General features: G+C 72.3%; 13 protein-coding genes. 7 read left to right on the plus strand and 6 right to left on the minus strand.

From position 1 onward, the window contains the following. Window positions 1-287 precede the first annotated feature (287 nt). From AMK31_RS31375 to AMK31_RS31400, 6 genes are read left to right on the plus strand one after another with little or no spacing between them, the layout of a single operon-like run. Window positions 288-2,174 (plus strand): ATP-binding protein, encoded by a 1,887-nt coding sequence (locus AMK31_RS31375; RefSeq protein ID WP_073944090.1) that lies wholly within the window; start codon window positions 288-290, stop codon window positions 2,172-2,174. Further along, complete coding sequence (locus AMK31_RS31380; RefSeq protein WP_073944091.1) at window positions 2,171-2,578, plus strand: roadblock/LC7 domain-containing protein; 408 nt, start codon at window positions 2,171-2,173, stop codon at window positions 2,576-2,578. Before AMK31_RS31375 ends, AMK31_RS31380 begins: the two co-directional genes overlap by 4 nt. Continuing rightward, window positions 2,575-2,922 (plus strand): DUF742 domain-containing protein, encoded by a 348-nt coding sequence (locus AMK31_RS31385; protein WP_073944092.1) that lies wholly within the window; start codon window positions 2,575-2,577, stop codon window positions 2,920-2,922. The genes AMK31_RS31380 and AMK31_RS31385 overlap by 4 nt, the downstream gene beginning before the upstream one ends. After that, window positions 2,903-3,529, plus strand: a complete 627-nt coding sequence (locus AMK31_RS31390; protein WP_385312030.1) for a GTP-binding protein — start codon at window positions 2,903-2,905, stop codon at window positions 3,527-3,529. Before AMK31_RS31385 ends, AMK31_RS31390 begins: the two co-directional genes overlap by 20 nt. Then, a complete protein-coding gene (locus AMK31_RS31395; RefSeq protein ID WP_073944093.1) occupies window positions 3,526-4,740 on the plus strand; it encodes a cytochrome P450 in 1,215 nt (404 codons plus the stop codon). Before AMK31_RS31390 ends, AMK31_RS31395 begins: the two co-directional genes overlap by 4 nt. 2 nt (window positions 4,741-4,742) lie before the next feature. Next, the gene (locus AMK31_RS31400) at window positions 4,743-5,969 is read left to right on the plus strand and encodes a cytochrome P450 family protein (RefSeq protein WP_073944094.1); all 1,227 of its coding nucleotides are present in this window, start codon (window positions 4,743-4,745) and stop codon (window positions 5,967-5,969) included. A gap of 95 nt (window positions 5,970-6,064) precedes the next feature. Here AMK31_RS31400 and AMK31_RS31405 read toward each other — a convergent pair whose 3' ends face one another. From AMK31_RS31405 to AMK31_RS42200, 6 genes are all read right to left on the minus strand, one after another. Further along, window positions 6,065-7,252 carry a S1 family peptidase gene (locus AMK31_RS31405; RefSeq protein ID WP_073944095.1) on the minus strand — a complete coding sequence of 396 codons (1,188 nt, stop codon included), beginning with the start codon at window positions 7,250-7,252 and terminating at the stop codon, window positions 6,065-6,067. 158 nt (window positions 7,253-7,410) lie between these two features. Beyond that, complete coding sequence (locus AMK31_RS31410) at window positions 7,411-8,148, minus strand: TetR/AcrR family transcriptional regulator (RefSeq protein WP_073944096.1); 738 nt, start codon at window positions 8,146-8,148, stop codon at window positions 7,411-7,413. A gap of 100 nt (window positions 8,149-8,248) precedes the next feature. After that, window positions 8,249-9,895: an amidohydrolase gene (locus tag AMK31_RS31415; RefSeq protein ID WP_073944097.1), complete on the minus strand. Its 1,647-nt coding sequence runs from the start codon at window positions 9,893-9,895 to the stop codon at window positions 8,249-8,251. A 125-nt stretch (window positions 9,896-10,020) separates the two neighbouring features. Further along, entirely contained in the window at window positions 10,021-11,523 is a 1,503-nt protein-coding gene (locus AMK31_RS31420; protein WP_073944098.1) for an APC family permease, read from the minus strand. Window positions 11,524-11,837: 314 nt separating this feature from the next. Continuing rightward, window positions 11,838-12,008 carry a zinc-binding dehydrogenase gene (locus tag AMK31_RS41760; RefSeq protein WP_241842793.1) on the minus strand — a complete coding sequence of 57 codons (171 nt, stop codon included), beginning with the start codon at window positions 12,006-12,008 and terminating at the stop codon, window positions 11,838-11,840. Then, entirely contained in the window at window positions 11,969-12,100 is a 132-nt protein-coding gene (locus AMK31_RS42200) for a hypothetical protein (protein WP_274535983.1), read from the minus strand. The genes AMK31_RS41760 and AMK31_RS42200 overlap by 40 nt, the downstream gene beginning before the upstream one ends. Before the next feature lie 355 nt (window positions 12,101-12,455). Here AMK31_RS42200 and AMK31_RS31430 point away from each other — a divergent pair, with 355 nt between their 5' ends. Continuing rightward, window positions 12,456-12,773 (plus strand): SDR family NAD(P)-dependent oxidoreductase, encoded by a 318-nt coding sequence (locus AMK31_RS31430; RefSeq protein ID WP_241842775.1) that lies wholly within the window; start codon window positions 12,456-12,458, stop codon window positions 12,771-12,773. The last annotated feature ends 202 nt before the right edge of the window (window positions 12,774-12,975 follow it).

A 12,975-nucleotide genomic window follows, 5' to 3' on the forward strand; every position in this document is an offset into this window, starting at 1 on the left:
TTACCACTTCGTAGTCCTCCTGGATACCTGCTGTGCGTGGGCCGTTCACAACGGGACCACGCGGTGCCGGCTCCCGGACGGGCGGGGTGGGAGCGCTCCTGGCCTTCTCGCACAGCGCTCACGAACAGCGTCGAAACAAGTACCGGACCCTTGTCTTATCGATCACGAACTCTCGTATAGTGACCGTCGGTTGATCAGCCTTCACACTCAACTGCGCAACCACGCACACGTTCCCCCCTGGACGACGTCAAGGCCGCACTCGAAGCGGCCGCCCGAGGACCTGATTGATGACCGCGCAAGCCCGTCCCGGCGACCGACCCGCCGCACGACCTCTGCTCCTCATCGCGCTGACGGCCGCGGCCGTGTCGGCCCTCGTCGTCGGCTGGGCGGTGTCCGTGGCACCCCCCTCCGCGCGCGGCCCGATCGGCTGGGGCGGCGGCGCCGGTGCCGTCCTGCTGTGCGCCGCCGTCACCGTCGCCGCGCACGGGCTGCGCAGCACGAAGGCGCTGCGTGCCCGGCTGCGGTCCGCCGACGCCGAAGCGGCACGCCTGGCCGGCGAACGGGAGGCACTCGGCGCGCGGTGGCGACAGGAACACCAGCGGCTGACCGAGGCCACCGCCCACGACCGCGCCGTCCTGCTGGACGAATTCGCCCGGGAGCGGGACCGCCTGGCCCAGGAGCACCAGGCCGAGCGCACCCGGCTCGAACAGGAGGTGCGGCGGCTGTCCGCGCAGGTCGACCGCGCCGTCGCCGACCGGGCCGCGGCGATCTCCGCGACCGCCAACGCCGCCGCCCGCATGCAGGCGCTCGCCACCGGCACCCTCGCCGACCTCAGGGCCATGGAGGAACGGCACAGCGACGAGGACGTACTGGCCGACCTGCTGCACCTGGACCACCGCACCGCGCAGGCCGGCCGCCTCGCCGACTCCATCGCCGTGCTCGCGGGTGCCCGCTCCGGCCGCCGCTGGGCACGCCCCATCGGGATGGAGTCCATCCTGCGGGGGGCGATGGGCCGTATCAGCGGCTACCAGCGCGTCCGGCTGCACGCGGCCAGCAGCACGGCGGTGGTCGGGCACGCGGCGGAGGGCGTCATGCACGCCCTGGCCGAACTCCTCGACAACGCCGCGAACTTCTCGCCGCCCAGCGCCGAGGTGCACGTCTACGTCGAGGAGGTCCCGGCGGGCGTCATCGTCTCCGTCGAGGACAGCGGCCTGGTCATGGGCGACATCCAGCTGCGCCGGGCGGAGGAGGCCGTCTCCGGCGGCGGCACGGGGCTGGGCGGCCTCACCGGCACTCGGCTGGGCCTCGCCGTCGTGGGCCGCCTCGCCCGCAAGCACGGCCTGAAGGTCTCGTTCCGGCCCTCGGCACGCGGTGGCACCGGCGTTCTGGTCCTCATCCCGCAGGACATCCTCACCGAGGCGCCCGCCGAATCGCGGCCGAGCCGGGGCGGCCGGCCGCCGCGCCCCCTGCCCGCGGCCCGGCCCGCCGAGGCCGCCCCGGCCCACGAACACGGCGACGGCGAGAGCGAGCAGCCCGCACGCTCGGTCGGCGGGCTGCCCAAGCGCCGCCGCGGCCACACCCTGGCCTCCGCGGAGCGGGCCCGCACCACCTCCCGAGCCGACGCGCCCCGCACCGACGCGGCCGACGACCTGAAGGCCAGGGCCGCACGCTTCGGTGAATTCCGCCGCGCCGTCCGCTCGGCGGACTCCGCCGCGGAGACGACGGGCCGTCACGCGCTGCCGTCGTCGGCGGACACCGCGGCGGAGGCCACGGGCTGTCACGCGCTGCCGTCGTCGGCGGACTCCGCGGCGGAGGCGACGGGCCGTCACGCGCTGCCGTCGTCGGCGGACACCGCGGCGGAGGCGACGGGCCGTCACGCGCTGCCGTCGTCGGCGGACACCGCGGCGGAGACGACGGGCCGTCACCCGTTGCCGTCACCTGCCGACTCCGCCGCGGAGAGCACCGGCCGTCACCCCCTGCCGCCGGCGGCCGACTCCGCCGCGGAGACCACCGGCCGCCACCCCCTGCCGCCGGCGGCCGATTCCGCCGCGCGGACGCCCGGCCGCCACCCCCTGCCGTCACCCGCCGACGAGCCCATCGCGCGCACCCGTCCCACCGAGACGTCACTCGACGTACCGACCCCCTCGCACCCGGAAGGCGACACCACCTCATGACCGGCACGACCACCGTCGACGAGAAGCTCACCTGGCTCATCGAAGGGCTCCTGGAGCGCACGCCGGGCGCGCGGCACGCACTCGTGCTCTCCCGCGACGGGCTCAAGCTGTGCCGCACCCCCGAGCTGACGGTCGACCAGGCGGACCAGCTCGCCGCGATCGCGGCCGGAATCCAGTCCCTGTCGCACGGCGCCTCGATGGAGTTCGGCGACGGCAGCGGTGGGGTGCGCTCGTCGATGACCGAGTTCTACGGCGGCACCCTCTTCATCGTCGAGGCCGGTGAAGGCGCCCACCTCGCCGTCGTCACCACCGAGGACGCCGAGCCGGGCCTGGTCGGGCACAACATGAGCGAGCTGGTGGAGCAGCTGGGCGAGCACCTGACGGCCCAGCCGCGCACCTCATGAGGCGGCCCGGCAGGGACGACGCTCCCGACCGTCTCTACACGCTGACCGGGGGCCGCAGCCGCTCCGGCCCGGACAGCCCGTTCGACCTGGTCACCCTGGTGGTGGCGGAGAGCGAACCGGCCCCCGGCATGCAGTCGGAGCACACGGCGATCCTGCGGATGGCCCGGACACCCATCGCCGTGGTGGAGGTGGCCGCCGAGCTGGGGCTGCCGGTGAGCATCACCAAGGTCCTGCTGTCCGACCTCCTCGCCGCGGGACGGGTCAGCGCCCGCCACCCCCGCACGTCCGCCCTTCCCGACCCCGACATCCTGGAGCAGGTGCTCGTTGGACTCCGCAGCCTCTGACGCGCGCACCCCACTGGGTGCCTCCGCCGACAACGGTCTGAAGATCGTCGTCGTGGGCGGTTTCGGCGTCGGCAAGACGACCATGGTCCGGTCCGTCAGCGAGATCCGTCCCCTCAACACCGAGGAGACGATGACCCGGGCCGGCGAGACGGTCGACGACATCAGCGAGGTACGCGGGAAGACCGCGACCACCGTGGCCTTCGACTTCGGCCGCATCACCCTCGACGCACGCAACGTGCTCTACCTGTTCGGGGCACCGGGGCAGGAGCGCTTCTGGTTCCTGTGGGACCGGCTGTTCTCCGGCACGCTCGGCGCGGTCGTTCTGCTCGACACCCGGCGCATCGAGGACTCCTGGTACGCGATCGACCGCCTGGAGCGGCACGGCACGCCGTTCATCGTGGCCTGCAACGACTTCGGCGGTCCCCGGCACACCGCCGCGGACGTCCGGGACGCACTCGACCTCGACCCCCAGGTGCCGGTCATCGACTGCGACGCCCGCTCCCGTGCGTCCAGCAAGCAGGTCCTGATCACCTTGGTCCAGCACATCCAGCAGCACCTCGGCGACCGGCCCGCCCGAACCGCCCCGTCCCTCCGGGAGACCGTGTGACCACCGAAGCCGTTCCGCTCAGCGGCTCCCGCTTCCAGACCGAACCGGCCCAGCTCTACCGGGAGATGCGCCGCGACCACGGCCCCGTCGCCCCCGTCCTGCTCGACGGCGGCGTACCGGCGTGGCTGGTGCTCGGCTACCGCGAGCTGCACCAGGTGACGGGGGACCCGGTCCTCTACAGCCGTGACTCGGGCCTGTCGAACCAGTGGGACAGCATCCCCGACGACTGGCCGCTGCTGCCGATGATCGGCCGTGAGCAGCCGTCCATCCTCTACACCGTCGGCGAGCGGCACCACCAGCGCGCCGGCATGATCGGCAAAGCCCTGGAGGCGGTGGATCCGTCCGCGCTGCGCCGCCATTCCGAGCGGTTCGCCGACGAGTTGATCGACGCCGTCTGCACCACCGGTACGGCGGATCTCGTCGGCCAGTACGCGATGCTGCTGCCGGTGCGGGTACTGGCCAAGCTCTACGGCTTCCCCGACGACCAGGGAACCGGACTGGTCACCGCGCTCAACGACATGATCGACGGACGGGAGCGGGCCCTCGACGGCCAGCGGCACCTCGCCCAGTCCATGGCCGAGCTGGTGGCGCAGCGCCACGCGGAGCCCGCCGACGACGTCGTCTCCCGCATGCTGGCGGACGGCGGCTTCACCGAGGAGGAGGTCATGCAGGACCTCATGGTGATGACCGCCGCCGGACACCAGCCGACCGCCGACTGGATCGGCAACTCGCTGCGCCTGATGCTCACCGACGACCGTTTCGCCGCCTCCCTGTTCGGCGGGCGCAACAGCGTCGCCGAGGCCATGAACGAGGTCCTCTGGGAGGACACCCCGACGCAGAACGTGGCCGGCCGCTGGGCGTCGCGCGACACCCAGCTCGCCGGACGCCAGATCCGGGCAGGCGACCTCGTCCTGCTCGGTCTCCAGGCCGCCAACGCCGACCCGCAGGTGCGGACCGACGCCTCCGCGTTCACCGGCGGGAACAGCGCGCACTTCTCGTTCGGCCACGGCGATCACCGGTGCCCCTTCCCCGCGCAGGAGATCGCCGAGGTGATCGCCCGGACGGCCATCGAGGTCGTCCTCGACCGGCTGCCCGACATCGACCTGGCGGTCCCGGCCGAGTCCCTGACCCGTCGCCCCTCGCCCTGGCTGCGCGGACTGACGGAGCTGCCCGTGCGGTTCACACCCACCCCTGCTCTGGGAGGCAACTGACCATGACGTCCGGCACCGCAGACGTGCGGATCCCCCTGGACCCCTTCGTCACCGACCTGGACGGCGAGAGCGCGAAGCTGCGCGCAGCGGGACCCCTGGCGGCGGTCGAGCTGCCCGGCGGTGTCCCCGTGTGGGCCGTCACCCGGCACGCCGAGGCGAAGGCCCTGCTGACGGACCCCCGGCTGGTCAAGGACATCAACCGGTGGGGTGCCTGGCAGCGCGGCGAGATCCCGGCGGACTGGCCGCTGATCGGCCTGGCCAACCCGGGCCGCTCGATGCTGACCGTGGACGGCGCCGACCACCGGCGGCTGCGCACGCTCGTCGCCCAGGCCCTCACCCCCCGGCGGGTCGAGGAGATGCGCGCCCGTATCACCGAGCTCACCGAGGGGCTGCTGGACGCGCTCCCCGCGGACGCCGGTGTCGTCGACCTCAAGGCGGCCTTCGCCTACCCGCTGCCGATGTACGTCGTCGCCGACCTCATGGGCATCGACGAGGCCCGTCTGCCCCGGCTCAAGGTGCTGTTCGAGAAGTTCTTCTCGACCCAGACCCCGCCGGACGAGGTCGTCGCCACCCTCGTGGAACTGGCCGCGATCATGGCCGAGACGGTCGCGGCGAAGCGGGCGGCACCCGGTGACGACCTGACCAGCGCGCTCGTACTGGCCTCCGAGGACGGCGACCGGCTGACCGACGAGGAGATCGTCTCCACCCTCCAGCTGATGGTCGCCGCCGGGCACGAGACCACCATCTCGCTCATCGTCAACGCCGTCGTCAACCTCTCCACCCACCCCGACCAGCGGGCGCTCGTGCTGTCCGGAGAGGTCCCCTGGTCGGCGGTGATCGAGGAAACGCTGCGCTACGCGACCCCGACCTCGCACGTCCTCATCCGGTTCGCGACCGAGGACGTCCCGGTAGGCGACAAGGTGATCCCCGCCGGGGACGCGCTCATCGTGTCGTACGGCGCGATAGGCCGCGACGAACTGGCGCACGGCCCGACGGCGGGCGACTTCGACATCACCCGCGAGACGCGGACCCGGCACATCTCCTTCGGCCACGGCCCGCACGTGTGCCCCGGCGCGGCGCTCTCCCGGCTGGAGGCGGGGGTGGCCCTGCCCGCGCTGTACGCCCGTTTCCCGAGGCTCGACCTCGCGGTGCCGGCGTCGGCACTGCGCAACAAGCCGGTGGTCACCCAGAACGACCTCTTCGAGCTGCCGGTACGGCTCGACGGCTGACCGAGGTCCGCGGGAAGCCCAACTGCCGTGGATATACGCGGCGGGCCCCGCCGGTCGCCCGGCGGGGCCCGCGCACGTCGGAGGCTCCTGTCCGGTCAGGTGGTGTGCAGCGTCAGCCCGTAACGGCCGAGGATCTCGTTCACCGGCTGGAACCAGGTCTCACCCCCGCCGGAGCAGTTGCCCCAGCCGCCGGAGGTGACGCCCTGAGCCTGGTCACCGCTGATGAACGAGCCGCCCGAGTCGCCCGGTTCGGCGCACACGCTGGTCTTCGTCATCTGACGCACGGCGCCCTGGCTGTAGTTGACCGTCTCGTTCTTGGCCAGTACGGCACCGCAGTGCCAGCGGGTCGTCGACCCCGAGCGGCAGATCGAGGCACCGATCGGCGCCTCGGCCGAGCCGCGCACCAACTGGTCCGGGACGGTGCCCCAGCCGAGCACCACCGGCACGGTCCACCAGCCGCTGCCGACGTTGACCCACGCGTAGTCGTTCTCGGGGAACGAGGAGCCCTGGAAGTTGCCGATGTAGGAGCCGTCCCAGCCCCTGACCCCGGCACCCGCGCCGCCGCAGTGTCCGGCGGTGACGAAACCACCGTGCACCGAGAAGCCGATGGAGCAGCGGACGTTGCCGGTGTAGTACGGGTCGCCGCCCACGGTTCCCGCCGCGAAAGTCCGCGCGGCGGCCCGCACGGTGCGCACGGTCACGGGTCCGGCCTCGCGGGCCTGGTCCACGAACCGGCGGACATCGTTGTCGGCTCGCTCGCCGCGAACGACGTTCACGACCACCGTGTTCGCGATCGGATCGACCGACCAACTGCTCACACCCGCAGGTGCGTCCAGGCGGTCGATTCGCGATTTGGCCGCGTCGAGCCGGCGTTCGCTGTGCTCGACGGTGCGGACGGCGGCGCCGGACGAGCGCAGGGCGCGGACCGTCGAGGCCTCGGCGTCCGCGGTGACGGCGACGGTCAGCTTCCCGCTCGCCGCGTCGAACCAGGCGCCGCCGTACGCGGATCCGGCAGCCTTGCGTGCCTGGGGCGCGAGGCCGGTGGCGCGGCGTTCGGCGGCGAGGCGTGCCTCGGCCTCGGACCGCGACAAGCCGAAGTCCCTCTGCATCGCCTTCAGCAGCCCGGCGGAGGCCGGAGCGGAATCGGCCGAGCGGGTGGTGGAGTGCGAAGGGGCGGAACCGGCGGTGTCGCTGGCCGAGGCGGGCAGCGTGCCGGCCGCGGCCCAACTGCCGATCAGGAGCATCGCGGCCACGCCGACATGCCTGAGTCTGGTGCGTCTCATGGAAGTTGCCCTTCGTCGTTCCCTTGAGGTGGGGGTGGAACAACCGCAGACTGAGAGCGCTCTCACAGGATTTGGGCAGATCCTAGCGACTCGCGACGGTCAGGTCCATGCCAACGCGGAGATTGGCGCGTTCACGAGTGCGACGACGAAGTCGTCGGTCACGGGCTCGTCGCTCTCCTCAACGCCGCTTCCAGCCCGTCGAGGAACACTTCCAACGCACCTGGATAAGCACTGTCGTTCATGGTCTCCGCCAGCGCGTCCACGGACGCGGCGATATGCGGGTACCGGTCCGCGTCCAGGCAGGCGTACGTCTGATGCCACGCCGCGCGGTCGGCAGCCGAGGCCTCGGCGGGAAGAGCCATCGCCGCCGCGTCGATGGCGGCGAAGCCCAGCGTGAAGTCGATGAAGCGGTGGTAGTGGCGGGCGGCGTCGGCCGGGGGGAACCCGGCGCCGCGCAGGATTCCCAGGCCGATCTCCACCCCCTTCATCTCGTTGGGGCGGCGCGTGACCCTGGACGCCGCCAGCACCGCGGCCTGCGGATGCGCCGTGTAGGTGCGATGCAGGCTGGTCCCCACGCGGCGCACGTCCTCCCGCCAGTCACCCGTGACGCGCACGTCGCGCAGGCTCATGCCGATCAGTTCGTCCGCCACCGCGAGCACCAGGTCGTCGGTGCTGCGGAAGTAGCGGTAGAGGGACGAGGGGTCCGCCCCGAGTGCCGTACCCAGCCGCCGCACGCTCAGCGCGTCACTGCCGTGCTGGCTGAGCAGACGGATCGCGGTGCTCACGATCAGCTCATGGCTGAGCGTGGTCCCCGCCTTCGTGGTGCGGCGTCGGCGCCCGGTCGCGAGCCGCCCCGGGGGAGCGGCACCGTCCGAATCACCGGTCAGGGCGTCCATGCGTACTCCAGGAGGGTGGCGGCAGGAGGCGGGGCTGAGGCGCGGCGACTATGACAACATCGTTGACCAGCGGTGTCCAGGGGTGTTCCGCGTACTGCGGTCAGGCGTCCGGCGCCGCGTGGACCCGGCGGCCGTCGACGTAGGTGAGGTGCACGCGGGTCTCGGCGATCGCCTCCTGCGGGATGGCGAACGGGTCGCGGTCGAGGACGACGAGGTCGGCCCGGTTGCCGGGGCGCAGGCTGCCGGTGTCGTCCAGGTGGTTCACGTATGCGCTGCCGGCCGTGTACGCCGCGAGGGCGGTGGTGAGGTCGAGGGCCTGCTCGGGGAGGAACGGCTTCGCGGTGGAGTCCGGCAGCACACGGTTGACCGCCACGTGGATGCCGGCGAGGGGGTCGGGGCTGGACACGGGCCAGTCGCTGCCCGCGGCGAGGGCGGTGCCCGCGCGCAGCAGATCTCCGAACGGGTACTGCCACGCGGCGCGTTCCGGGCCGAGGAAGGGAATGGTCAGGTCGTCCATCTGCGGTTCGTGGGCGGCCCACAGGGCCTGGATGTTCGCCGTGGCGCCCAACTCCCGGAAACGGCCGATGTCGTCGGGGTGGACGACCTGGAGGTGGGCCAGATGCGGACGGGTGTCGCGCCGGCCGTTGGCGGCGCGCGCGGCGGCCACCGCGTCGAGGGCCTCGCGGACCGCGCGGTCGCCCAAGGCGTGGAAGTGGACCTGGAAGTCCTCGGCGTCGAGAGCCGCGACGTACCGCTTGAGGGCGTCGGGATCGATGAAGCTGAGACCGCTGTTCGCCGTGGCGCAGCCGCAGCCGTCCAGATACGGAGCGGTCATGGCGGCGGTGTGGTTCTCCGCCACCCCGTCCTGCATGATCTTGACCGTGGAGCAGCGCAGCCTGCCGTGGGTGAGGCGCTCGCGCTTGGCCATGAGGTCGGGGATCTGCTCCTCTCCGGCCGTCCGGTGCCACCACAGGGAGCCGACCACCGAGGCGGTCAGCGAGCCGTCCCGGGCGGCGGTGAGGTAGGCGTCGGAGGGGTCGGGGTAGCCGTCCGAGCCGCACAGCAGGGCGTCCTGCCAGGCCGTGATGCCCAGGCTGTGCAGCAGTTCCTGCGCGCGCAGCAGTCCGGTCAGCCGGTCCGCGGGGGTCTGGGGCGGCAGGTGCCGGCCCACCAGGCCGACCGCGCCCTCCTGGAGCATGCCGACGGGCTCGCCGTCGGCGTCGCGTTCGATGCGGCCGTCCACCGGGTCGGGGCTGTCGGCGGTGATGCCGGCGATCTCCAGGGCGCGCGAGTTGACCCAGGCGCCGTGATGGTCGCGGTTGAGCAGGTGGACGGGCCGGTCGGGGATCACCGTGTCGAGGGCCTGCCGGGTCGGTATGCCACCGTCGAAGCTCTCCATCGACCAGCCGCCCCCGGTGATCCACTCCTTCTCCGGGTGGGCGTCGGCGTATGCGCGCACACGGCGCAGGTACTCGTCCGGGTCGACGGTCCCCGTCAGGTCGCATTCACCGAGTTCCAGGCCGCCCATGACGGCGTGGATGTGCGCGTCCTGGAAGCCGGGCAGCAGCAACCGGCCGCGCAGGTCGACCACTTCGGTGTGGTCTCCGACGAGCTCCTCGACCTCGGAGTGGCCGACGGCGGTGATCCGGCCGTCGGTCACGGCGAGGCAGGTGGCCCGGCTCCGGGACGGGTCCATCGTGAGGACCGGGCCGTTGGTGAAGACGAGATCTGCGGCGGGGTGAGACATGGGAGACGGGCTTCCAATCGTGGGTCTACGGGTTGGGTTTCCGGGAAAGGCCGTGACCGTGTCCGTGGGTGCCTGTGCCTGTGCACGGGACAGGTACGGCCGGTGAGGCGCGTGGTCGTGAGCCGTCAGGGCAGCGGCTGGGCTTCGGGCTCCGCGGCGGTGGGGGCGGGGGCCTGTGGCGTGAAGTAGGGTGCCCGCCGGTGCCACTTGGCGACGGCGCTCACGATCAGGCCGATGACGACCATGACCGCCGGGCACAGAAGGTTGAACCAGCCGTTGTCCACGCTGACGGCGAAGGTGTTGCTGAGCGTGGCGTAGTAGAACGCGAGATAGGCGCCGAGAGCGAGCAGGAGCAGTCCGCACACGGCGGGGACGAGGACGGCGCCCACTGCCTGCCGTGGATCGGTGCGGAAGGAGCGGACCGTGCCGCGGAACCGGGCCGCACAGGCGAGTGCGACGAGGCCGTAGTAGAGGGCGACGAGCAGGCCGATCGCGTTGACCGCGGCGAGGATGGCCTCGTTGAGCTTGGGGATCACCAGCATGAGCACCGCGATGACCGCCGAGATCAGGGTGATGAGGACGGTGCCCGCGGTCGGACCGCCGTGCCGCTCACTGACGCGGCTCCAGACCGGTCCGAGAGTGCGCTCCCGGCTCATGGCCAGCGTGAGACGGGCGGTGGGGATGATTCCCGCCTGGAGGGAGGCCACGGCGGAGAACATCAGAGCGATCAGCGGGAGAGTGGCCAGCGGCTCGTCGGCGAGACGGGAGGCGAAGTAGGTCAGACCCTCGGCGCCGGTCCCGCTCATCTCGGGCTCCGTCATCACCCGCTGGAAGGCTGCGGCGCCCAGCAGGAACAGGCCGAGCATGGTGAACAGCGCGATATGGCTGCCACGGGCGGCGTCGCCGGTGTTCTCGGTCTCCTCGGTGACGGAGAAGGCGGCGTCCCAGCCCCAGTAGAAGAAGACCGCCAGGACCAGCCCCTGGGCCAGACCGCTCACCGAGTCGACGGCGAGCGGGTCGAACCAGGAGAACGAGAACGGCTGGTCCCCGGCGACAAGGCCCCAGCAGCAGAAGACGAGCAGGACCACGTACTCGAACACGAGCAGCCAGGTCTGGAAGCGGGTCGCCTTCTGCACCCCGGTGACGGCGGTGATGGTGACGGCGGCCAGGACGAACAGACCGACGAGAGTGCACTGGAGCGTCGAGTTGGCGTCGAGCTGCCGGCCGAACAGACTGTCCAACCCCGCCTTGTGGGCGCACTGGATGAGCACGGAGCCCGTGACGGACGTGGTGTAGGCGAGGAAGACGACACCGGCCGCCAGAGGCACCCAGCCCGCGATCATCCCGAGCCAGGGCCCCAGGGTGCGCCCGACCCACGCGTACGCGGTGCCGCAGTTGGGTTCCGACTTGTTCAGCCGCGCGTAGGCGCCGACGATGCCGAGCATCGGCAGGAACGCCAGCAGGAGGATCACGGGAGTCTGCCGCCCGGTGATGGAGGCGAGCGCGCCGAGCCCGATGCCGATGCTGGTCGTGGCGGCCGTGCTGGAGGCGGCGAGGGCGATCCCGTCGATGATGCCCAGGGACTTTCTCAGCTCGACGGGCGGTGGGGTGGTGCTGGTGTCTGCCATGGGCAACCGGTCCTCGGGGACGGGACGCACAGCGTCCGTGGGCGGCTGGAAGGAGTTCCGACGCGGGCGGCGCGGGCAGACCGGATCCTGAGCGATCCGCACCGCGCGGTCGGGTGAACAGGGGCGGCCAACGCGGAGGTGCCGCGCTGACGGAGCCACATGAAACCGCCGGCGAAAGTTATCGTCAATCCTGTTGTCATAAGCCAGGCGACCGCGGACACGGCAGCGCCCCGGACCTGTCGGCGGTCCGGGGCGCTGCGCGGTGCCCGAAGGGCGGCGCCGAGGTGCGTCGCCGTCGTCACACGAGTCCGGTGTCAGTCCACCACGAGGACGATCTTGCCGGTGCCGGGCTTGGTGGACTGGGCCGTGGCCGCCTGTTCCAGGGGGAACGTGGCGGCGACGGAGGGCGTGAGGCGGCCGGCGGAGGCGAGAGCGGCCAGTTCGGTCATGCCGAGCCGGTCGGCCTCGACGAAGAGCCCTGCCAGACGTACTCCGCGTCCGGCGCGGCCGGGGCCAGGGTCGGAGGCAGGGTGGAGACCAGGATGCCGCCGGGCTTGAGCGCCTTGACCGCCTGCACCGGGTAGTCGCCGCCGACGGGGATCGCGCCGCCCCCGTTGGCCGCGATCGTCGGTTCGAGAGCTCACGACATGGGCCAGGATCCCCCCGCTGGCGCTGGCGCTGGACGTCACCGACGCCGACAGCGTCGCGGCCGCGGCGGCCGCGGCCGGTGACGTGACCGTACTGATCAACAACGCGGGCTCGCACACGGGCGTGGACGTCCACGCCGGGCAGGTCCACCGTCTCGGGGCGGCGGGCCCCGGCGTAGACCTTGGCGCCGCGCGTCAGGAACTCCTGTGCGAGGCGACGGCCCAGGCCCCGGTTCTCGAGAACGGCGTCCAGGTCCGCGACGGCTTCCGTTCAACGTGCTGTCCGTGCTGGCCTGGGTCAACTATCCGCCGGTCGGGGCCTATGGGGCGGCGAAGTCCGCCGCCTGGTCGATGACCAATGTGGTACGCCAGCAGCTGGCACCCGAAGGCATACGGGTGTCCGCCCTGCACGTCGGATGGATGGACACGGACATGGCCGCGGGCGTCACCGGCGCGAAGAGCGACCCGGGCGAGGTCGCGCGCCTCGCCGTCGACGGCCTGCGTGACGGCGCCGACGAAATCGTCATCGACGAGCTGAGCCGTCGTGTGCGGGCGGCGCTGTCGGGCGGTGTCGCCGCGCTGTACCCCCAGCTCTCGCACTGAGGCCGAGGAAGGTGACGGCACGGGCCCCCGACGGGCCGGCCGTCTCCCGCCGCGCCGACTGGCCGCCGCGCGAGGTCAATCGGCTGCCCGGGCGCGTGCGCGCGCCGGACCCCAGCCTCGTTCCAGGCCGCCAGGCGGCGCCAGCTGTTGGAGCCCGCTAGGGGGTGCCTCGCCGATCATGCCGGGCTCGCGGCGCCTGGCA

Origin of the sequence: Streptomyces sp. TSRI0107 (genome assembly GCF_001905845.1) — a bacterium.
Classification (GTDB): Bacteria; Actinomycetota; Actinomycetes; order Streptomycetales; family Streptomycetaceae; genus Streptomyces.

What these genes read in the sequence shown, in the direction of transcription:
- AMK31_RS31375 (WP_073944090.1), top strand. Translation starts at nt 288, where the DNA reads ATGACCGCGCAAGCCCGTCCCGGCGACCGACCCGCCGCACGACCTCTG.
- AMK31_RS31380 (WP_073944091.1), top strand. Translation starts at nt 2,171, where the DNA reads ATGACCGGCACGACCACCGTCGACGAGAAGCTCACCTGGCTCATCGAA.
- AMK31_RS31385 (WP_073944092.1), top strand. Translation starts at nt 2,575, where the DNA reads ATGAGGCGGCCCGGCAGGGACGACGCTCCCGACCGTCTCTACACGCTG.
- AMK31_RS31400 (WP_073944094.1), top strand. Translation starts at nt 4,743, where the DNA reads ATGACGTCCGGCACCGCAGACGTGCGGATCCCCCTGGACCCCTTCGTC.
- AMK31_RS31405 (WP_073944095.1), bottom strand. Translation starts at nt 7,252, where the DNA reads ATGAGACGCACCAGACTCAGGCATGTCGGCGTGGCCGCGATGCTCCTG.
- AMK31_RS31410 (WP_073944096.1), bottom strand. Translation starts at nt 8,148, where the DNA reads ATGGACGCCCTGACCGGTGATTCGGACGGTGCCGCTCCCCCGGGGCGG.
- AMK31_RS31415 (WP_073944097.1), bottom strand. Translation starts at nt 9,895, where the DNA reads ATGTCTCACCCCGCCGCAGATCTCGTCTTCACCAACGGCCCGGTCCTC.
- AMK31_RS31420 (WP_073944098.1), bottom strand. Translation starts at nt 11,523, where the DNA reads ATGGCAGACACCAGCACCACCCCACCGCCCGTCGAGCTGAGAAAGTCC.